Source organism: Streptomyces sp. NPDC004126 (genome assembly GCF_050275515.1).
Classification (GTDB): domain Bacteria; phylum Actinomycetota; class Actinomycetes; order Streptomycetales; family Streptomycetaceae; genus Streptomyces.
Window position 1 is genome coordinate 90,199 of record NZ_JBNNPF010000012.1, and the last position, 20,124, is coordinate 110,322.

Sequence of the window (20,124 nt, forward strand, 5' to 3'; positions counted from 1 at the left end):
ACCATGGCGGCGCAGTGGCCTGATGGCCGGTCAGTTGCTATGCCCCGTAGAACAGTTCGTCCACCACCGCGCGGGCGCGGCGGGTGGTGCGGCGGTAGTCGTCCAGCAGTTCGCCGACCCTGCCCTCCGGGTAGCCCAGGTAGCGGCCGACGGCGGCCAGTTCGCGGGCGTCCGAGGGGAAGGTGTCGCCGGCGCGGCCGCGGACCAGCATGACGGCGTTGCGGACGCGGGTGGCGAGGACCCAGGCCTCGTCGAGGATCTGCGCCTCCTCCGTCGGGAGCAGCCCGGCGGCGTGGGCGGCGGTCAGGGCCTGGCGGGTGCGGGTGGTGCGCAGGCCCGGCTCGGCCCAGGCGTGCCGCATCTGGAGCAGCTGGACGGTCCACTCGACGTCGCTGAGCCCGCCGCGGCCGAGTTTGGTGTGCAGGGTGGGGTCGGCGCCGCGCGGCAGGCGTTCGGACTCCATCCGGGCCTTGAGGCGGCGGATCTCGCGGACCGCGTCCTCGCCGAGGCCTTCGGCGGGGTAGCGCAGCGGGTCGATCAGTTCGATGAAGCGGTTGCCGAGGTCGATGTCGCCGGCGACGGGTTCGGCGCGCAGCAGGGCCTGGCTCTCCCAGGTCAGGGACCAGCGCCGGTAGTAGGCGGCGTAGGAGGAGAGGGTGCGTACGAGGGGGCCGGAGCGGCCCTCGGGGCGCAGGTCGGCGTCGATGAGGAGCGGCGGGTCGGCGGTGGGCAGCTGGAGCAGCCTGCGCATTTCGGCGATGACCGTCTGGGCGGCCTTGGCGGCCTCCTGTTCGTCGACGCCCTCGCGGGGTTCGTGGACGAAGAGGACGTCGGCGTCGGAGCCGTAGCCCAGCTCGTGCCCGCCGAAGCGGCCGACGCCGATGACGGCGAAGCGGGTGGGGAGGGTCTCGCCCCAGTGGTCGCGCACCGCGGCGCGCAGGGCTCCGGCGATGGTGGCGGCGGTGAGGTCGGAGACGGCGTCGCCGACCCGGTCGACGAGGGCGCCGCAGTCCTTCTCGGCGGGGCTGTCCTCGGTGCCGTAGGAGGCGATGATGTCGGCGGCGGCGGTGCGGAACAGCTCGCGGCGGCGGACCCCGCGGGCGGCGGCGACGGCCGCTTCGCCGCTGTCGGCGCGGCCGACGGCGGAGAGCACCTCCTGTTCGAGGGCCTCGTGCGTACGGGGCTGGAGGCCTTCGGGGTCGCCGAGCAGGGCGACGGCCTCGGGGGCGCGCATCAGCAGGTCGGGGGCGAGGCGTCCGGCGGAGAGCACGCGGGCGAGGTTCTCCGCGGCGGCGCCCTCGTCGCGCAGCAGGCGCAGGTACCAGGGGGTCTTGCCGAGGGCGTCGGAGACCTTGCGGAAGCCGAGGAGTCCGGCGTCCGGGTCGGCGGAGTCCGCGAACCAGCCGAGGAGGACCGGCAGCAGGGTGCGCTGGATGGCGGCCTTGCGGCTGACGCCGGAGGAGAGGGCCTCCAGGTGGCGCAGGGCGGAGGCCGGGTCGGCGTAGCCGAGGGCTTCGAGCCGCTGGCCGGCGGCGCGCGGGGAGAGCCGGGTCTCGCCGGGGGCGAGCTGGGCGACGGCGTCGAGCAGCGGCCGGTAGAAGAGCTTCTCGTGGAGGCGGCGCACGACGGAGGCGTGCCGGCGCCAGGCCTTGTTGAGCTCGGCGACGGGTTCGGTCCGCAGGCCCAGGGAGCGGCCGAGGCGGCGCAGGTCGGCCTCGTCCTCGGGGACGAGGTGGGTGCGGCGCAGCCGGTAGAGCTGGATGCGGTGCTCCATGGCGCGCAGGAAGCGGTACGCGTCGTGCAGCTGGGCGGCGTCGGCTCGGCCGACGTAGCCGCCGTCGGCGAGGGCGTGCAGGGCGTCGAGGGTGGTGCCGGAGTGCAGGGTGGCGTCGCTGCGGCCGTGGACGAGCTGGAGCAGCTGGACGGCGAACTCGACGTCGCGCAGCCCGCCGGGGCCGAGCTTGAGTTCCCGGTCGACCTGGGCGGCGGGGATGTTGTCGACGACGCGGCGGCGCATCTTCTGGACGTCGGCGACGAAGTTCTCGCGTTCGGCGGCCTGCCAGACGAGGGGGGTTATGGCGGCGACGTACTGGGCCCCGAGGTCGGGGTCGCCGGCGACGGCGCGGGCCTTGAGCAGGGCCTGGAACTCCCAGGTCTTGGCCCAGCGCTGGTAGTAGGCGAGGTGGGAGGAGAGGGTGCGCACGAGGGGGCCGTTGCGGCCCTCGGGGCGGAGGTTGGCGTCGACGGGCCAGATGCTGCCCTCGACGGTGGTCTCGGAGCAGATCCGCATGAGGTGGGAGGCGAGGCGGGTGGCGGCCTGGAGCGCCTTGTGCTCCTCGGCGCCGGGGACGGCCTCGCCGACGAAGATCACGTCGACGTCGGAGACGTAGTTGAGCTCGTTGCCCCCGCACTTGCCCATGGCGATGACGGCGAGGCGGCACCGGGCGGCGTCCTCGGGGGCGGCGGCGGTCGCCATGCGCAGGGCCGCGCGGAGGGTGGCGGTGGCGAGGTCGGCGAGCTCGGCGGCGGTCTGGGCCACGTCGGTGGTGCCGCAGACGTCGCGGGCGGCGATGGAGAGCAGGCAGCGGCGGTAGGCGACGCGCAGCGCGACGGGGTCGTGGGCGTCGGCGAGGCCCTGCTCGAACTCGGCGAGGCCGGGGTGCAGGTCGGCGGCCTCGTAGGTGACGAGGGCCTGCCAGTCTCGGGGGTGGCGGGCGAGGTGGTCGGCGAGGGCCTCGGAGGCGCCGAGCACGCCGAGGAGGCGGTCGCGCAGGGGTTTGGCGCTGACGAGGGTGTCGAGGAGCAGGGGCAGGTCCTCGGGGGTCTGCGCCTCGGCGAGGCGCACCAGCCCGTGCAGGGCGAGGTCGGGGTCGGCGGTGGCGCCGAGGGCGTCGAGGAGGACCGGGTCGGCGCGTACGGAGGCCAGCGCGTCGGCGTCGAGGAGCCGGGCGGCGTGCGTGGGGTCGGTGAACCCGCTGCGCAGCAGCCTGATGAAGGTGCTGCTCCTGCGTCCCGGGACTGTCATCCCGCCGCCTCCCGAGGTGCGTCGCTGCCGTCTGGCCCAGGGGCGAGCCTAGCCGGAGCAGGCGTTCGACTCACCGGGCGCCGTGGCCGATATCATGAGGCGGATTATCGGATTATCTGCTTACTTGTTAGATCTATGTCCGAGGGGCCCGGTCCCCGCCCGACCGGCCGCGAGGTGCCCCCATGTCCGACGGACCCGCCGGCTCCGCCGCGACCCCGCCCTCCGCGCCGCAGCTCGACCCGTCCTCCACCCCCGCCCCACGCGTCCCCCAGCAGCGCGAAGCCACCGCCCTCCCGGCCACCGCGGACCCGGAGGCCCCCGCCGACTCTGCGGGCGCAGCTCCGGGCACACCCGCCAGCCCCGCGGGCACAGTCCCGGACGCGCCCGCCAACGCTGCGGGCGCAGCTCCGGACGCACCCGTCGACCCTGCGAGCGCAGCTCCGGGCACACCCGCCGACCCTGCGGACGCAGCCCCGGACGCACCCGGGGACCCTGCGTCCGTGTCCCCGGACGCCTTGGGCGCCCGCGCGGGTTCCGCCGACGCCGCCCCGGAGGGCCCGCACGCCCCGGACGCCCCGGCGGGCTCGGCCGCCGACACCGGCCCGGGGGCCACCGAAGCCGCCGTGCCCCCGGCCGAGCCGGGCGACCCCACCCCGGTGGACCCCGCGTACGAGCCCCGCGTTCCGGCTCCGAGGCCTGCCGGGCCCGGGGCCGAAGCCGCCGGGGACACGCCCGGCCAAGGCGCGGACACCGCCCCGGCGGCGGCCGGCACCGGCACGCCCCAGCCCGCCGCAGGCGGGGCCGCCGAGCCCCGCGTACCCGGCCCGGCCGGACGCCCCGAGGCCGGGGCGGATGCCGGGGTCGGGGCCGATGCCGCCCGGAGCGCTGCCCAGCCCGCCGCAGGCGCCCGGCATCCGGTCGCCCGGAAGATCGTCAAGGCCGTCGGCCTCGTCGCCGCCACCGCCGCCGGCGGCATGCTCGTCATCCGGGGCAACGAGGCCCTGGCCGCCTACGACGCGCCCACCGCCGCCGATTCCAGGGCCACCACCGCCACCGCGGTGGACGCCCCCGACCCCGGCCGGGTGCTGCAGATCGTCGCCCACCCCGACGACGACCTGTACTTCATGAACCCGGACCTGCGGTACTCCATAGCCGCCGGCCACCCCGTCACCTCCGTCTACCTCACCTCCGGCGAAGCCGACGGCATCAACGCGGGCGCCGCCAAGCAGGCCTCCACCCGCCCCGACAAGCCCGCCTACGCCGAGGCCCGCCAGAACGGCATCCGCGCCGCCTACGCCAAGATGGCCACCGGCGACCGCCGCAGCGCCTGGAAGCGCACCGTGATCCCGACCAAGGGCGGCGGCCAGGCCGAGGTGGACGTCCTCGTCGCGAAGCCCGAGATCAACCTCGTCTGGCTCCAGCTGCGCGAGGCCGGCAGCGTCTACGCGGACGTCCCCGACAGCCTCCACGGCCTGTGGGACGGCCGCGTCCCGCACCTGGAGTCCGTCCTCGCCTCCGGATCCCCGGTCCGGCAGGGGTTCACGTACACCAAGGAGCAGGTCGTCCGGACCATCGAGGGCGTCCTGGAGCGCTACCGGCCCACCACCATCCGCGCCCAGGACCCCACCCCCGGCCGGTTCCAGGACACCAAGCGGTACACCGACCACCAGGACCACTTCTACGGCGCCCGGTTCGCGCAGCTGGCCACCGCCGCCTACGCGCAGGAGGTCAAGGACCGCCCGCACTTCGCCGTGCAGAACTACATCGGCTACTTCAACGGCTCGCTCCCCAGCGCCCTCGACCCCGGCGAGGCCAAGGAGAAGCTGGACATCCTGGACACCTACGCCTGGCTCGACAAGGAGAACCACTGCGGCAGCGAGGCCGGCTGCGGCGACCTCAAGGTCGCCGACCACCCCTCCGGCAACCGCTGGACGCAGTCCATCAACTACGCCCGCGGCACCAGCACCTCCTGGCTGGCCTCCGACGCCGAGCACGGCCTGTGGGCCTTCAAGGTGCTCGACGGCCAGGTCGCCGTCTGGCACCGCACCGGCCTGATCGGCAGCTGGACCGGCCCCCGCCTGCTCCCCGGAACCGGGATGGACCAGGGCATATCCACCGTCACCCTCAAGGACGGCCGGATCGCCGCCTTCGGCACCCGCACCTCCTTCGGCGACAAGCCGACCGACTACCTCCGCGAGGTCGTGTACGCGGTCCAGCAGGCCCCCGGCTCCGCGGAGTTCGGCCCCTGGCAGTCGCTCGGCACCCCGGAGGGCGCCGACGACACCTGGACCTCCGACATCAGCGCGCCCGCCGTCTCCGTGGACGGCACCGGGGCGCTCGCCGTGTACGTCCGCGACGGCGCCTCCACCCTGCGCGGCCGCGTCCAGCGCCCCGACGGGGAGTGGGGTCCGTGGGACTCCCTCGGCGGCTCCGACCTGCACGGCACCCCGGCCACCGCGACCGACGGCGCCGGACGCCGGATGGTGTTCGCCGCGACCACGAAGACGGTGACGGCCTGGGCGCAGCCGGAGCCCGGCGCCCCGCTGGGCCCGGCCACCCCCACCGGGCTGCCGGACACCACGCTCCCGCTGACGGCGCAGGGGCGCGAGGGCGGCGTACGGCTGCTGTTCCGCAAGCCGGGCTCGGGCAACGTGCGCTCCGCGCTGGTGACGGCCGACGGCGGGCTCAAGGCGGACGCCCTCACCGACCTGGGCGGGCTCGCGGGCTACGGCCCGGTGACGGCGAGCGGGCACGTACTGGCGGGCCGCTCGGCGGGCGGGCAACTGGGTTCGGACGTCGGCCCGGGCGGGGCCTGGCAGCGCTCGCCGCTGATGTTCGTGGGGGCCCCGTCCAGCACGATGACGGGGAAGAACCTGGTCAGCCTGGCCGTGGTCGGCCTCGACGCCCGGCTGTACGTCACCTCCTCGACGGACGACTCCGACGCGTACCTCGCGCCGTGGCAGCCGGTGGGCCCGCGCAACACGGCCCCGTAGCCACAGCGCGCGCCCACCCGGCCCGACCCAACCCCGTCCACGATCCGGGCGGTTCGGCACCGCCCGGGCACCGGCAGGGCACAATCACATCCGGTCGTTTTCGGAAAAGCGTGCGTCATCGGCGAAATCGGTGAACCAACTCCCCCGATTTGGCCTCTCACTGACTGCACAGCGGTTCTTCCTGCCCGAAGCGACCTCAAGAGGCCGTGACCATGCCCCTTTCCCGCCGCCGCTTCCTCCTCGCGGCCGTGCTGCCCATGCTGACCGTGGGCGCCTCCGGTGTCCTCTCCATCGCCTCCGGCCAGCAGACCTCGGCCGAGACCGCCGACGGGAAGGGCCCGGCCGCCGCCCTGCCCGCCAGCACCACCTCCGGCACGGTCGTCCAGATCGTCGCGCACCCCGACGACGACCTGTTCTTCATGAACCCCGACCTCAGCCGCTCGCTGCTGGCCGGGATCCCCGTCACCACCGCCTACCTCACCTCCGGCGAGGCCGACGGCCGCAACGAGGCGCGCGGCGGCGAGGCCAAGGACCCGGAGCAGCCCGCCGACCGCGCCCAGTACGCGGAGGCCCGGCAGAACGGCATACGGTCCGCGTACGCGCAGATGGCCACCGGCGACCGCACCAGCGCGTGGAAGCGCACGGTCATACCCACCGCCGGCGGCGGACAGGCCGAGCTCGACGTCCTCGTCGCCCGCCCGCAGGTCAACCTGGTCTGGTTCCAGCTCCGCGAGGCCCGCAACCCGGCCGCGGAGAACCCGGACAGCCTGCGCGGCCTGTGGAACGGGCGGATACCGGCGCTGGAGGCGCAGCTCACCACCGGCACCCCGGTCAAGCAGCAGTTCTCGTACACCAAGGACCAGGTGGTCCGGTCGATAGCCGGGATCCTGGAGCGGTACCGGCCGACGACGATACGGATGCAGGACCCGACGCCGGGCCGGTACGCGGACACCGGCAAGTACACCGACCACCAGGACCACATGTACGGCGCCCGCTTCGTGCAGGCCGCCACCGCCCTGTACGCGGAGCAGGTCGCGGACCGGCCGCGGTTCTCGGTCCAGAACTACCTCGGGTACCACAACGGCACCCTCCCCCACGCGCTCGACCCGCAGACCGCCGAGACGAAGACCGGCTTCCTGAAGACGTACGCCTGGCAGGACCGGGCGGACTACTGCGGCGGCTCCCCCTCCGGCTGCGGCGACCGCAAGGTGGCGGGCAGCCCCACCGGCCGCAACTGGGCCCAGTCGCTGCGCTACGCCCGCGCCGACACCTCCTCCTGGCTCACGGAGGGCGCCCCCGGACGGCTCTGGGCCTTCGCCGTGCTGGACGGGCGGATGGCCGTCTGGAACCGCGACCGGGCCGGGACCTGGACCGGGCCCGCCCTGCTCCCCGGCACCGGCATCGACCCCGGCGCCACCGCCGTCCGGCTGCCCGACGGCCGCGTCACGGTCCTCGCCACCCGCACCACCCTCGGGCCCCGGCCGGCGGACTACCGGCGCGAGGTGGTGTACGCCGCCCAGGCCGCGCCCGACGGCCCGTTCGGGGCGTGGCAGTCGCTCGGCACCCCCGAGCCGGGCGACGAGCCGGGCACCTCGGCCGTCAGCGCCCCCGCCGCCGCCGTCGACGCCCAGGGCCGGCTCACCGTCTACCTCCGCGACACCCGCCGCACCCTGCGCGCCCGCGTGCAGCAGCCGTCGGGGGCCTTCGCCGACTGGCAGCAGCTGGGCGGCGAGGACCTCCAGAGCGACCCGATAGCCGTCGTCGACTCCGCCGGCCGGCGCCACGTGTACGCCACCACCACCAAGTCCGCCCTGGCCTGGACGCAGCCCGCCCCCGGCGCCCCGCTGGCCGGGCCGTACCCGACGGGACTCCCCGCCACCACGGTCCCCCTCTCGGCGGCCCGGGACGGCGCGGGCGTCCGGCTCTACTTCCGCCGCCCCGACTCCGGGGTGGTGCGCAGCGCGCTCGTCACCGCGGGCCCGGGCGCCCCGCAGGTCTCCAGCGTCTCGGAGTCCGGCGGCCGGGCGGGCTACGGCGCGGTCGGCGTCGCGGGGCGCTCGGTGACGGGCCGCGCGGACTCCGGCACCGTCGCCGCGACCACCCTGGGCGGGCCGCCCGCCTGGACGGAGTCCCGGATGCTGTACGCGGGCGCCCCCTCGGCCGTCCTCGACCCGTCCGGCACCACGACGACGGCGGTCCTGGGCCTGGACGCCCTGCTCCACACCACCACCGGCCGCCCCGCCTCCCCCGCCGCCAGCTGGCACCCGGCCGTCCTCCCGCCGCCCGCCTGACCCGCCGATATCCTGGGAGGAGCATCGGGGGCTTTCCCGTCCCGGAGGGCAGCACGATGATCCGGCACCGCCACCTCACGCTCCTCGCCGTCCCGCTCCTCCTCTCCCCGGCCGCCGCCGCCCTCGCGTCCCCGGCGTCCGCGGCCCCGCTGCCGGCCGCCTCGTGCGAGCTGGTCGCGACCGGGGAGGCCGGCAGCGGCCCGTACACCCTGGTCCTGGAGGGCTTCGACCCGAACCAGTCGGTCACGATCAACGGCCCGAACACCAGCCAGCGCACCCGGGTCGGCGACGACGGCACCCTCGACAAGCAGGGCGTCCGCTACGGCCAGTACAGCGTCACCGCCAAGGGCAAACGCACCGGCTGCCTGACCCCGCCCCGGGAGAAGCACGACGGCGGCAAGCAGGGGAACGTGCGGGTCACGACCGTCGTCATCTCCCCCGTCACCAAGCAGGGCACCCCGGTCGACTGCACCCAGAAGAGCATCAGGGTCGCGTTCGACGGCCGGATCACCGCCACGGGCAAGGGCGACGTCAGCTACTACTGGACCCTCATCTCCGGCTCCCAGCGCATAGGCGGGGGCAAGGTCACCTTCCCCGGCGGCACCACCACCCAGCCAGTCCCCGTGGTGGCCGATTTCTACTCCGTCGGCGGACAACCACCGACGGGGTACGTCACCCTGCACATCCCCTCGGCGGACATCGCCGTCAAGAGCCCGGAACTCACCCTGTCCTGCGTCAAGCCCTGAAACGCCTCCGGGCCCCGGTCGACGCCCGGGGCCCGGAGGAACAGCACGGCCGCTGCCCTACAGCACCGGCAGGTTCTTGCGGAGTTCGAAGGCGGTGACCTCGCTCCGGTACTCCTCCCACTCCTGCTTCTTGTTGCGCAGGAAGAAGTCGAAGACGTGCTCGCCGAGGGTTTCGGCGACCAGTTCGCTGCGTTCCATCAGGGAGATGGCCTCGCCCAGGTTCTGCGGGAGGGGTTCGATGCCCATCGCGCGGCGTTCGGCGTCGGAGAGGGCCCAGACGTCGTCGTCGGCGCCCGCCGGGAGTTCGTAGCCCTCCTCGATGCCCTTGAGGCCCGCCGCCAGGAGGACGGCGTAGGTGAGGTACGGGTTGGCGCCCGAGTCGATCGAGCGGACCTCCACCCGGGAGGAACCGGTCTTGCCCGGCTTGTACATCGGGACGCGGATCAGGGCCGAGCGGTTGTTGTGGCCCCAGCAGATGTACGAGGGGGCCTCGCCGCCGGAGCCGGCGGTGCGGGAGGAGCCGCCCCAGATGCGCTTGTAGGAGTTGACCCACTGGTTGGTGACCGCCGCCGTCTCCGCGGCGTGGCGCAGGAGGCCCGCGATGAAGGAGCGGCCGACCTTCGAGAGCTGGTACTCGGCGCCCGACTCGTAGAAGGCGTTGCGGTCGCCCTCGAAGAGGGACAGGTGGGTGTGCATGCCGGAGCCCGGGTACTCGGAGAAGGGCTTCGGCATGAAGGTGGCCTGGACGCCCTGTTCGAGGGCGACCTGCTTCATGACCAGGCGGAACGTCATGATGTTGTCGGCCGTGGAGAGGGCGTCGGCGTAGCGGAGGTCGATCTCCTGCTGGCCCGGGGCGCCCTCGTGGTGGCTGAACTCCACGGAGATGCCCATGGATTCGAGCATGGTGATCGCCTGGCGGCGGAAGTCCATGCCGACGTTCTGCGGAGTGTGGTCGAAGTAGCCGGAGTTGTCGGCGGGGACGGGGCGGGTGCCGTCCAGGGGCTTGTCCTTCAGCAGGAAGAACTCGATCTCCGGGTGGGTGTAGAAGGTGAAGCCCAGGTCGGAGGTCTTGGCCAGGATGCGCTTGAGGACGTAGCGCGGGTCCGCGAAGGACGGGGAGCCGTCCGGCATCAGGATGTCGCAGAACATCCGGGCCGTCCCGGGCGCCTCGGCGCGCCACGGCAGTATCTGGAAGGTCCCCGGGTCCGGCTTGGCGATCATGTCGGACTCGTAGACCCGGGCGAAGCCCTCGATCGCGGAGCCGTCGAAGCCGATGCCCTCGTCGAAGGCCTGCTCCAGCTCGGCGGGGGCGACCGCGACGGACTTCAGGAAGCCCAGCACATCGGTGAACCACAGGCGCACGAAGCGGATGTCGCGCTCCTCGAGCGTCCGGAGGACGAATTCCTGCTGCTTGTCCATGCCTTCATCCTCGCAGTTCAGACGATCTGTGCACCACCACCCCAAAAGGACGGGGGGCGCAGCCGGGCCCGTCCAGTATCGCCAGTGGTGGTTTCCGCCACATTACGCACCCCCCGAGGACGATGGCACCCCCGCTCTGACCCAGGGGCCGTCATGAGCATTACCATCAGCGGCCATGGGGGGCTGGGAGCACACGCGGAGCGGGCGCCACGAGCGGCGTCCCTTCCGGCGTGCCGTCCTCGTGCTGCTGGTCGCGGCAGGGGTGGCGGCCGGCATGGCCTTCCTGTGCGTGCGGCCGGCGGCGGAACCCGGACGGGTGCACGCCGGACACGGAGCGCACGCCACCTGCGTGTCCCCGTACGACCCTCCGGGCTGCTCCCCCCTCTCCCATGTGACCCCCGCCGTGCTGCCCGCCCCGCCGCCCGCCGCGGCCCTGCCCGGGAACGGGCCGGCGCCCGCCGCCCGCCCGGGCGCGGCCACGGGGCCGGTGCGGCCGCCCGGCACCCTCGCACGCGCCCCCGGCCTGCACGTCCTGCAAGTGCTGCGGACCTGAGCGCTCCGGCGCACCGCACGGCATCACGGCACCACCCCCACACCCCCCTCAGCAGAAGGAATCAAGGGCACATGGCCAGCAGGACGTCACAGCAGAACTCCCGCCAGCAGCGCATAGCCGAGATGCGCCGCGCCGAGCAGTCACGCGAGCGGCGCAACAAGTTCCTCGCGATCGGCATCTCCACGGCGATCGTCGCCGGACTCGTCGGTTTCGGGGCCTGGGTGCTGATCGACCAGAAGCAGAAGGAGAAGGACGAGGCGGCGGCCCGCAAGGCCCCCGTCTCGGGCGAGCAGACCTGGGACGCGAAGAAGCTCGGCCGCAACCACGTCGAGACCCCGGTCAAGTACGAGATGAACCCGCCCGTCGGCGGTGACCACAACCCGCGCTGGATGAACTGCAACGGCGACGTCTACAAGAACGCGGTCCCCGAGGTGAACGCCGTGCACTCGCTGGAGCACGGCGCGGTCTGGGTGACGTACAACGAGAAGGCCGACAAGGCCGAGGTCGACAAGCTCGCGGCGAAGGTCGGCAAGACCCCCTACACGCTGCTGAGCCCCGTCAAGGAGCAGGCCGGGGCGATCATGCTCAGCGCCTGGGGCAAGCAGCTGACGGTGGACAAGGCGGACGACCCCCGCGTGGCGCAGTTCTTCACCAAGTACGTGCAGGGCCCGCAGACCCCCGAGCCGGGCGCGGCCTGCACCAACGGGCTGGGCGAGAAGTGACCCGTACGTACTGGGCGGCGGGCGCGGCGGTCGTGCTGGCCGTGCTGTTCGCGGTGGGGGCCACGGTCGCCACCGCGAACGGCCCGGACGGCCGCGGCGACCGCGCCGCGCCGGCCGCGCCCGCCCTGTACTCGCCGGACGCGGGCTTCGCCCGGGACATGGCGGTGCACCACCAGCAGGCGGTGGAGATGTCCTTCATCGTCCGCGACCGCACCCAGGACGAGCCCGTGCGCGGGCTCGCGTACGACATCGCCAACACGCAGGCCAACCAGCGCGGCATGCTGCTGGGCTGGCTGGACCTGTGGGGGCTGCCGAAGGTGGTGGCCGACGAGCCGCCGATGTCGTGGATGCAGGCCGGCGAGGGCCACGGCGGCCACGCGGGGCACGGCGCCGCCAAGGCCGGGGCGCTGATGCCCGGCATGGCCACCAAGGAGGAGCTGGAGCGGCTCGGTGCGGCGAACGGCCGGGACGCCGAGGTGCTGTACCTCCAGCTGATGACCGACCACCACAAGGGCGGCGTCGCGATGGCCGAGGGCTGCGCCCGCCAGTGCGCCACCCCGACGGAGAAGGCGCTGGCGCAGGGCATGGTCGAGGCGCAGCAGTCTGAGCTGAAGCTGATGGAGGACATGCTCCGCCAGCGGGGGGCGGCGCCGCGTTAGGCCGCCCGCAGGACCGCCCGGGCCACCTGGTGCGGGCGGTCGAGCATGACCAGGTGCCCGGCCGGTGCGGCGACCTCGAAGCGGGCGCCGAGCACGTCGGCCAGGGCCGCCTGGCGGCCGAGCCAGCGCGGGGCGGGGCCGCCGGGCGGGCCGTCGTGGCCGGCCAGGACGGTGGCGGGGGCCTTCAGCGGGTGCTCCGCGCGCAGGGCGAGGAGCTCGGCGGCGGTGTCCGGGTAGCGGGAGTTCTCCAGGAGGGCCCCGCGCCAGACCCGGCCCGTGCGGTAGCAGCGGCGTACGAGGTCCCGCGCGGCCGGGTCCGCGGCCCGGCCGGCCCGGGAGGCCCGTACGGCCGCGCCCCGCAGCGCGGGCCCCAGCGCGGCGGGGAGCCCGGCGGCGGTGACGGCCCGGCCGAGGGCGCGGGCGGCGCCGGTGCGCAGTGCGGCGGGCAGCAGCGTGCGGGGGGCCTCCTCGACGCTGGAGTCGACCAGCACCAGGGCGGCGGTGCGCTCCGGGTACAGGCGGGCGAAGGCCTCGGCGTGGAACCCGGCGATGGAGTGCCCGACGACGGTGACGGGGGCTGTACCGGGGGCTGTACCGGGGGCTGTACCGGGGGCGGCGCCCGGCCCCGGCGCGCCCGGCCCCAGTGCGTCCAGCAGCCCGGCGATCCGGCGGGCCTCGGCGGCGGCGCCGGACGGTCCGCCGGCCGGGGCGCTGAGCCCGTGCCCGGGGCGGTCGAAGCGGATCACGGTGCGGCCCCCGGCCACGAGCAGGGCCGCGACCGGGTCCCAGTCGAACCAGGCCATGGCGAGCCCGGCGCTCAGCACCACCGGGGGCCCCGCGCCCTCGACGACCACGTGCAGCGGGACGCCGTCGACCCGGACGAAGCGGGTGTTCACGTACGCCCCTCCTTGTGGACGGAGTAGGCGAGCAGCCCCAGCCAGAGCGCGACCAGCAGCACCTGGAGCCGCTGCCCCGCCCCGAGCGCCCAGGTCCCGTGCCCGGCGGTGAACAGGGCGATGGCGGTCAGGGTCCAGGCGGTGGCGAGCAGTTCCAGGACGACGAGGGCGGGGCCGTAGCGGGCGAGGGGCGCGTGCCGCCGGTACCGGCGGGCGGCGACGGTGAGGGCCACTATCCCGATGAGGGCGCCGGTCATGGCGAGGCTGCTGCTGACGGCGTGGGCCTGGTGGGTGGCCGGGACGAGGCCGGCGGTCTCGCGGGCGGCGCACTCCGGGTCGGCGGTCGGCTGGCAGCTGAGCGGCAGCCAGGCGTCGGCGGCGGTGGCCGCGCCGAAGAGGGTGACGCCGGCCCAGCCCGTGACGGCCCAGAAGCCCCGGGACCCGGGGTGGCGGACCAGGCGGGCCAGGGCGAGCAGCCCGCCGAGGAAGACGAGCAGGCCGGCGGTGAAGTCGGTGGCCCGGAAGAGGCCGCCGAGGGGCTGGTCCTGGGCGGCGAGCTCGCTGACGTAGGTCTCGATGGGGTTGAGGCCGGTAGAGAGGACGACTTCGAGCACCCAGGCGGTGTAGGCGGCCGCGCCGAGACCGACGAGGAGGACGACGGGCCACGTGGTGGGGGGCGGGGCTCCTTCGGGGCGGGGCGGACGGTTCGGGCGTTCTGTGCGCATGGTGTGAATGATCCTCAGCAGATCCGGCGTCGGCGTGCGGCGCTGCCGGGCGGCGCCGCCGCTGGGGATCGCCGGGATACGCGTCCTGGGCCATCCGGCCGAGTCCCACACGCTGAGAACGTGCGCGCCCGCCGCCGCGTTCCCCCGGGGGCTGCGGTCACGGCCGGCCTGCCGGCCCGGGGCTGCCCGATACGGCCGGGACGTGCGTGCCCGCTGCCGCACTCCCCCGGGGGCTGCGAGCACGGCCGGCCGGCCCGGGGCTGCCGGATACGGTCGGGAGCTGCGTGCCCGCTGCCGCGTTCCACGGGGCTGACCCGCTGGTCCCGGCCGGACGGTCCGGGTCTCCGCGGCCACCGCCGGGGGGACGTGCCCGGGGCCCCGGCGGAGGCCGGGGCGGCCGGAACCGGTCCTGATCCGTCGGACACCCCGTGCCCCGCCCGGGTGGAGGTCCTGATTCCGGCACATCGGCAGATACCGCTCGCCGGTGCGGGGGCCGGGGCCGAAACGGCTTGGAGGGTGCCGGGGGGCATGGCAGTCTGCCCGCATCGTCCGTACACCGCGTTCCCGCCCCGTACGCCGCACACCCCAAGGACGCCGCCAGGTATGAGCACGCCCCCGAACCCGCCCGGGACCCCGTCCGGTCCGCCGCCCGAGCCCGAGGCCACGCCCATACCGGAGGCGGCGAAGCCGTCCCTGGAGAAGACCCCGCCCGCGGACGCCCCCACGCCCGGGACCGCGGCACCGGAGCCGGGACCGGAACCGGAGCCCGCGAAGCCGTCGCTCACGAAGACCCCGCAGGACGCAGCCCCACCGGCGGAGCCCGCCGCCACCACCCCGCCCGCGGACACCCCGCCCGCCGGGCCCGCCGCACCCCAGCCGGAGCCCGCCAGGCCCTCGCTCACGAAGACCCCGCAGGACACCGCCGCGCCCGCGCAGCCGGGGCCGTCGCCGGGCGGGGCCCCGTGGTCGGAGCCCGTTCAGGTGCAGGCGCCCCCGGCCGGGGAGTTCAACCCCTGGGCGACCCCCGCCCCCGGGGCCGTCCCGGCGCCGCCCGTGCCGCCCGCCGCCGCGTGGGGGCCGCCCGGTCAGGCCCCGACGGCGCCCTACGCCGGGTACCCCGGGTATCCGGGGTACCCCGGATACGCCGCGTACCCGCCCGTGCCCCCGGCGCCCTCCAACGGGATGGCCGTCGCCGCACTGGTGCTGGGGCTGGCGGCGGTGCCGGTCGCGCTCGTGCCGTTCGTGTTCTGGGTCGGCACGCTCCTCGGCGTGACCGCCGTCGCCCTCGGCATCGCCGCCTTCGTGCGCGCCCGGGCCGGTGCCCCGCGCAAGGTGATGTCCCTCTTCGGCGTCGCCCTCGGCGTCCTGGGTCTCGGCGCCTCCGTCGGCGGCTGGTTCTTCACCGTGAACCTCGTCGGCAAGGCCGTCGACCGCGCCCGCGAAGCCGCCACGGTCGAGCCGGACTGGGACGAGGACTGGGGGGACGGCGAGGACTGGGAGGTGAACCCGCACCCGACGCCGCCGCCGGGCCCCGGCATGACCACCCCGCTCGACTTCGGCCGTACGTACACGTACCCGGGCGGCGTCAAGGTGACCGTCGAGGCGCCCCGGAAGTACACCAGCGGCAACAAGTGGATCGAGGTCGGCAACGCGGTCGAGGTGCCCTTCACCATCACCAACACCTCCGCCGAGCCCCTCCGCGTGGTCCACGCGATCCCCGAGGTCCGCGACGGCCGGGGCAACGCCGGCAGGCTCGTCTTCGACGGCCGGACGCCCAAGCGCGTCGACCGGGTGCTCGAACCCGGTCAGACGGCCTCCGGCAGTGCCGCGTACGAGGTGCCCGCGGGAACCACGAGCATCAGCGCGGAGCTCTCCCCCAGTGTCCTGCTGCCCCCGGCGAAGTTCACCGGCCCCGTCCGCTGAACCACTCGCCGAACCACGCGCCGGGCACCTGAGAACCGCCCGGAACGGCCGGGGCCCAGGACATCGCGTCAGAAAGACGATTAGACTGGGCCCCGTGCCTCAACTTCGCCTCGCTCTGAATCAGATCGACTCGCAGGTCGGCAACATCGCCGCCAACTCCGACTCGGTCGTGCACTGGACGCGGCACTCCGCCGAGCAGGGCGCCCACCTGGTGGCGTTCCCGGAGATGACGCTGACGGGCTACCCCGTCGAGGACCTGGCCCTGCGCGCGTCCTTCGTCGACGCGTCCCGCGCCGCCCTGACCGCGCTGGCCCGGCGGCTGGCGGACGAGGGGTTCGGCGGGCTCCCGGTCGTCGTCGGCTACCTCGACCGCAGCGAGCGGGCCGCCCCCCGGCTCGGCCGCCCCGCCGGCTCCCCGGAGAACGCCGCCGCCGTGCTGTACGGGGGCGAGGTGGTGCTCCGGTTCGCCAAGCACCACCTGCCCAACTACGGCGTGTTCGACGAGTTCCGGTACTTCGTGCCCGGCGACACCCAGCCCGTCGTCCGGGTCCACGGCGTCGACGTCGCCCTCGCCATCTGCGAGGACCTCTGGCAGGAGGGCGGCCGCGTCCCCGCCACCCGCTCCGCCGGGGCCGGCCTGCTGATCTCGATCAACGCGTCCCCGTACGAGCGCAACAAGGACGACGTACGCCTCGAACTGGTCCGCAAGCGCGCCCAGGAGGCCGGCTGCACCCTCGCCTACCTGGCGATGATCGGCGGCCAGGACGAGCTGGTCTTCGACGGCGACTCCATCGTCGTGGACGCCTCCGGCGAGGTCGTCGTCCGGGCCCCGCAGTTCTCCGAGGGCTGCGTCCTGGTCGACCTGGACCTCCCGGCGGCACGCCCCGACGCCCCCGAGGGGGTCGTCGACGACGGACTGCGCATCGACCGCGTGATCCTCTCCGAGGAGCCGCTGGAGGCGTACGAGCCGGTCGTGACCGGCGGCTACGCCGAGCGGCTGGACGACGACGAGGAGGTCTACGACGCGCTGGTGGTGGGCCTGCGCGCGTACGTCCGCAAGAACGGCTTCCGCTCCGTCCTGATCGGGCTCTCCGGGGGCATCGACTCGGCGCTCGTCGCGGCCATCGCCTGCGACGCGGTCGGCGCGCAGAACGTGTACGGCATCGCCATGCCCTCGAAGTACTCCTCCGAGCACTCCAAGGGCGACGCCGCCGATCTGGCGGCGCGGACCGGGCTGAACTTCCGCACCGTCCCGATCGAGCCGATGTTCGACGCCTACATGGGTTCGCTGGGCCTGACGGGCCTGGCCGAGGAGAACCTCCAGTCCCGGCTGCGCGGCACCATGCTGATGGCGGTCTCCAACCAGGAGGGCCACATCGTGCTGGCCCCGGGCAACAAGTCCGAGCTGGCCGTCGGCTACTCCACCCTGTACGGGGACTCCGTCGGCGCCTACGGGCCGATCAAGGACGTGTACAAGAGCGACGTCTTCCGGCTGGCCCGCTACCGCAACCGGGCCGCCGAGGAGCGGGGCGAGACCCCGCCGATCCCGGAGAACTCGATCGTGAAGCCGCCGAGCGCCGAGCTGCGGCCGGGGCAGGTGGACACGGACTCGCTGCCGGACTACCCGGTGCTCGACGCGATCCTCGACCGGTACGTGGACCGGGACCAGGGCCTGGAGGAGATCGTCGCGGCCGGCTTCGACCGGGAGCTCGTCGCGAGGACGCTGCGGATGGTGGACACGGCGGAGTACAAGCGCCGCCAGTACCCGCCGGGCACCAAGATCTCCGCGAAGGGGTTCGGCAAGGACCGCCGGCTGCCCATCACCAACGGCTGGCGCGAGCGGCCGTAGCCCCCGCCCCGCCCGCAGGGCCCACGGCCGCGTCGCGCCGCCTACTTGCGCACGCTCAGACGGGCGGCGACCGGCAGGTGGTCGCTGCCCGTGCGCGGCAGGGTCCAGGAGGCCTCCGGCTTCGCGCCGCGGACCATGATCTGGTCGATGCGGGCCATCGGGAACTGCGCGGGCCAGCTGAAGCCGAAGCCGTTGCCGGCGGCGCCCTGCGTGGAGCGCATCTGCGAGGTGACCTCGGACAGGGAGCGGTCGTTCATGGTGCCGTTCAGGTCGCCGAGCAGGATGACGTTCTTCAGCGGTTCGGCGGCGAGGGCCGCGCCGAGCGCGTCGGCGCTGTTGTCGCGCTGGTTGGCGGTGAAGCCGGCGTTGAGCTTGACGCGGACCGAGGGCAGGTGGGCGACGTACACGCCGATCTCGCCGAAGGGGCTCGCGACGGTGGTGCGCATGGCGCGGGTCCAGCCGAGGCGGATGTCCACGGGCTTGCTGGAGGTCAGCGGGTACTTGCTCCACACGCCGACCGTGCCCTCGACCGCGTGGTACTTGTACGTGCCTTCGAGGGCCTTCTCGTAGACGGGGACGGCGCTCGCCTTGAGCTCGGTCAAGGCCAGGACGTCGGCCTTCGACTTGGCGACCGCCTCGGCGGTGCCCTTCGGGTCCGGGTTGTCGGCGTCCACGTTGTGGGTGGCGACCGTGAGGTTGCCGCCGGAGCCCGACTTGTCGGTGACCAGGCCGCCGAAGAGGTTCACCCAGACCGCGGCCGTCAGCAGTATCGCGATCAGGGCGGTCGCGGACTTGCGGACCACCGCGATGGCCAGCAGCACCGGTACGAACACGCCCAGCCAGGGCAGGAAGGTCTCGGTGAGGCTGCCGAGGTTGCCGATGTCGTTGGGCAGCTCCGCGTGGAAGATCATGATCAGCGAGATCAGCGCGGCGAACCCGGCGGTGACGATCCCGCGCTTCCAGATGCCCCGGTCACGGCCCAGCTCGGCCAGCCGGCGCTTCAGTCCGGATCCGGAGGGCCCGGGCTCGGAGCCGCCGTTCCCCGTCTCCGTCATGTACGCCTGTGCCATGCCCATTCCTCGCTGCCGTGCTCGCGCTCCGTCCCCGCCCCTTGACCCTAGGCGATGTTCGGAGCCTTCCGTGCCGACCTCGCGGCCGTACAACCGGGAGGACGAACGGCCGTGCGGCAAGGGTTCCGGTTGTCACGAAACGCGCACATTGGCTCCGGCGCGCCCGGAAGCGGGCCGGGAGTGTGACGGACGGGTCAGCGCGTCGCGGCTCCGCCACTTCCGCCGACGGCCGGACGGGTGCCACCATGGTGGGTGAGTCCGGGGACGCCGTGAGGGCGCCTCGAGATGACACAAGGAGCAGTTGCAATGACGCATGCCGTTTCGCCTGCCCGCGAAGCCGCCTCCCCCACCCTGTACGGAGGCACTGGCACCCGGCGGATCACCGTCCGCGACCTCATGCTCGCCAAGGAGCGCGGCGAGAAGTGGCCCATGCTCACCGCGTACGACGCCATGACGGCGTCCGTGTTCGACGAGGCCGGCATCCCGGTGATCCTCGTCGGTGACTCGATGGGCAACTGTCACCTCGGCTACGACACCACCGTCCCCGTGACGATGGACGAGATGACCCTGCTGTCGGCGGCCGTCGTACGGGGCACCAGCCGTGCCCTGGTCGTCGGCGACCTGCCGTTCGGCTCCTACCAGGAAGGCGCCGTGCAGGCCCTGCGCAGCGCCACCCGGCTGGTGAAGGAGGCCGGTGTCGGGGCGGTCAAGCTGGAGGGCGGCGAGCGCTCGCTGCACCAGACCGAGCTGATCGTGCAGTCCGGCATCCCGGTCATGTCCCACCTGGGCCTGACCCCGCAGTCCGTGAACGCCATGGGCTACCGGGTGCAGGGCCGCACCGACGAGGCCGCGCACCAGCTGCTGCGGGACGCGAAGGCGGCGCAGGACGCGGGCGCGTTCGCGGTGGTCCTGGAGCTGGTCCCGGCCGAGCTGGCCGCCGAGGTCACCCGGTCCCTGCACATCCCGACGGTCGGCATCGGCGCCGGCTCGGAGTGCGACGCGCAGGTGCTGGTGTGGACCGACATGATGGGCCTGACCGGCGGGAAGATGCCGCGCTTCGTGAAGCAGTACGCGAACCTGCGCCGGACCATGGGTGACGCGGCGAAGGCCTTCGCCGAGGACGTGGTCGGCGGAGCGTTCCCGCAGGAGGAGCACGCCTTCCACTAGTCCCGGGAGACCCGGCCGGTGGCACCGCCCGGTGCCACCGGGCGGTAGTACGACCGGCCGTACGACCGGTACCGACAGCCCGCCGA

At 74.3% G+C, this 20,124-nt stretch carries 14 protein-coding genes; 9 read left to right on the plus strand and 5 right to left on the minus strand.

The features are described from left to right. Positions 1-37 precede the first annotated feature (37 nt). Entirely contained in the window at positions 38-3,025 is a 2,988-nt protein-coding gene (locus ACQKM2_RS14300) for a bifunctional [glutamine synthetase] adenylyltransferase/[glutamine synthetase]-adenylyl-L-tyrosine phosphorylase (protein ID WP_427709530.1), read from the minus strand. A gap of 500 nt (positions 3,026-3,525) precedes the next feature. On the opposite strand from ACQKM2_RS14300, the gene ACQKM2_RS14305 reads away from it, so the two are divergent. The 3 genes from ACQKM2_RS14305 (at position 3,526) to ACQKM2_RS14315 (ending at position 9,055) form a co-directional block, all read left to right on the plus strand. Then, the gene (locus tag ACQKM2_RS14305) at positions 3,526-6,018 is read left to right on the plus strand and encodes a PIG-L family deacetylase (RefSeq protein WP_427709532.1); all 2,493 of its coding nucleotides are present in this window, start codon (positions 3,526-3,528) and stop codon (positions 6,016-6,018) included. A gap of 212 nt (positions 6,019-6,230) precedes the next feature. Continuing rightward, positions 6,231-8,309 carry a PIG-L family deacetylase gene (locus tag ACQKM2_RS14310; RefSeq protein ID WP_427709534.1) on the plus strand — a complete coding sequence of 693 codons (2,079 nt, stop codon included), beginning with the start codon at positions 6,231-6,233 and terminating at the stop codon, positions 8,307-8,309. Positions 8,310-8,365: 56 nt separating this feature from the next. Next, on the plus strand, positions 8,366-9,055 hold the full coding sequence (locus ACQKM2_RS14315; RefSeq protein WP_427709536.1) for a hypothetical protein: 690 nt from the start codon (positions 8,366-8,368) through the stop codon (positions 9,053-9,055). Positions 9,056-9,112: 57 nt separating this feature from the next. Here the strand turns inward: ACQKM2_RS14315 and ACQKM2_RS14320 are convergent, their stop codons facing one another. After that, complete coding sequence (locus ACQKM2_RS14320) at positions 9,113-10,474, minus strand: glutamine synthetase family protein (protein WP_007263785.1); 1,362 nt, start codon at positions 10,472-10,474, stop codon at positions 9,113-9,115. 175 nt (positions 10,475-10,649) lie between these two features. On the opposite strand from ACQKM2_RS14320, the gene ACQKM2_RS14325 reads away from it, so the two are divergent. The 3 genes from ACQKM2_RS14325 (at position 10,650) to ACQKM2_RS14335 (ending at position 12,408) form a co-directional block, all read left to right on the plus strand. Beyond that, positions 10,650-11,027 carry a hypothetical protein gene (locus ACQKM2_RS14325; RefSeq protein ID WP_427709538.1) on the plus strand — a complete coding sequence of 126 codons (378 nt, stop codon included), beginning with the start codon at positions 10,650-10,652 and terminating at the stop codon, positions 11,025-11,027. A gap of 71 nt (positions 11,028-11,098) precedes the next feature. Next, positions 11,099-11,749 carry a DUF3105 domain-containing protein gene (locus tag ACQKM2_RS14330; protein ID WP_427709540.1) on the plus strand — a complete coding sequence of 217 codons (651 nt, stop codon included), beginning with the start codon at positions 11,099-11,101 and terminating at the stop codon, positions 11,747-11,749. Further along, positions 11,746-12,408 carry a DUF305 domain-containing protein gene (locus ACQKM2_RS14335; protein ID WP_427709542.1) on the plus strand — a complete coding sequence of 221 codons (663 nt, stop codon included), beginning with the start codon at positions 11,746-11,748 and terminating at the stop codon, positions 12,406-12,408. Before ACQKM2_RS14330 ends, ACQKM2_RS14335 begins: the two co-directional genes overlap by 4 nt. Here the strand turns inward: ACQKM2_RS14335 and ACQKM2_RS14340 are convergent. Next, positions 12,405-13,304 carry an alpha/beta fold hydrolase gene (locus tag ACQKM2_RS14340; RefSeq protein ID WP_427709544.1) on the minus strand — a complete coding sequence of 300 codons (900 nt, stop codon included), beginning with the start codon at positions 13,302-13,304 and terminating at the stop codon, positions 12,405-12,407. The two genes, ACQKM2_RS14335 and ACQKM2_RS14340, sit on opposite strands and share 4 nt — an antisense overlap. Next, the gene (locus tag ACQKM2_RS14345) at positions 13,301-14,029 is read right to left on the minus strand and encodes a DUF998 domain-containing protein (protein ID WP_427709546.1); all 729 of its coding nucleotides are present in this window, start codon (positions 14,027-14,029) and stop codon (positions 13,301-13,303) included. Before ACQKM2_RS14345 ends, ACQKM2_RS14340 begins: the two co-directional genes overlap by 4 nt. A gap of 603 nt (positions 14,030-14,632) precedes the next feature. Between ACQKM2_RS14345 and ACQKM2_RS14350 the strand changes: the two genes are divergently transcribed. Next, a complete protein-coding gene (locus ACQKM2_RS14350) occupies positions 14,633-15,952 on the plus strand; it encodes a DUF4190 domain-containing protein (protein WP_427709548.1) in 1,320 nt (439 codons plus the stop codon). Positions 15,953-16,046: 94 nt separating this feature from the next. After that, on the plus strand, positions 16,047-17,801 hold the full coding sequence (locus tag ACQKM2_RS14355) for an NAD+ synthase (RefSeq protein ID WP_427709550.1): 1,755 nt from the start codon (positions 16,047-16,049) through the stop codon (positions 17,799-17,801). 41 nt (positions 17,802-17,842) lie between these two features. Here the strand turns inward: ACQKM2_RS14355 and ACQKM2_RS14360 are convergent, their stop codons facing one another. Continuing rightward, positions 17,843-18,871, minus strand: a complete 1,029-nt coding sequence (locus ACQKM2_RS14360) for an endonuclease/exonuclease/phosphatase family protein (protein WP_427709552.1) — start codon at positions 18,869-18,871, stop codon at positions 17,843-17,845. A gap of 306 nt (positions 18,872-19,177) precedes the next feature. Here ACQKM2_RS14360 and panB point away from each other — a divergent pair, with 306 nt between their 5' ends. Beyond that, positions 19,178-20,038, plus strand: a complete 861-nt coding sequence (gene panB, locus ACQKM2_RS14365) for a 3-methyl-2-oxobutanoate hydroxymethyltransferase (RefSeq protein WP_427709554.1) — start codon at positions 19,178-19,180, stop codon at positions 20,036-20,038. Positions 20,039-20,124: the final 86 nt, after the last annotated feature.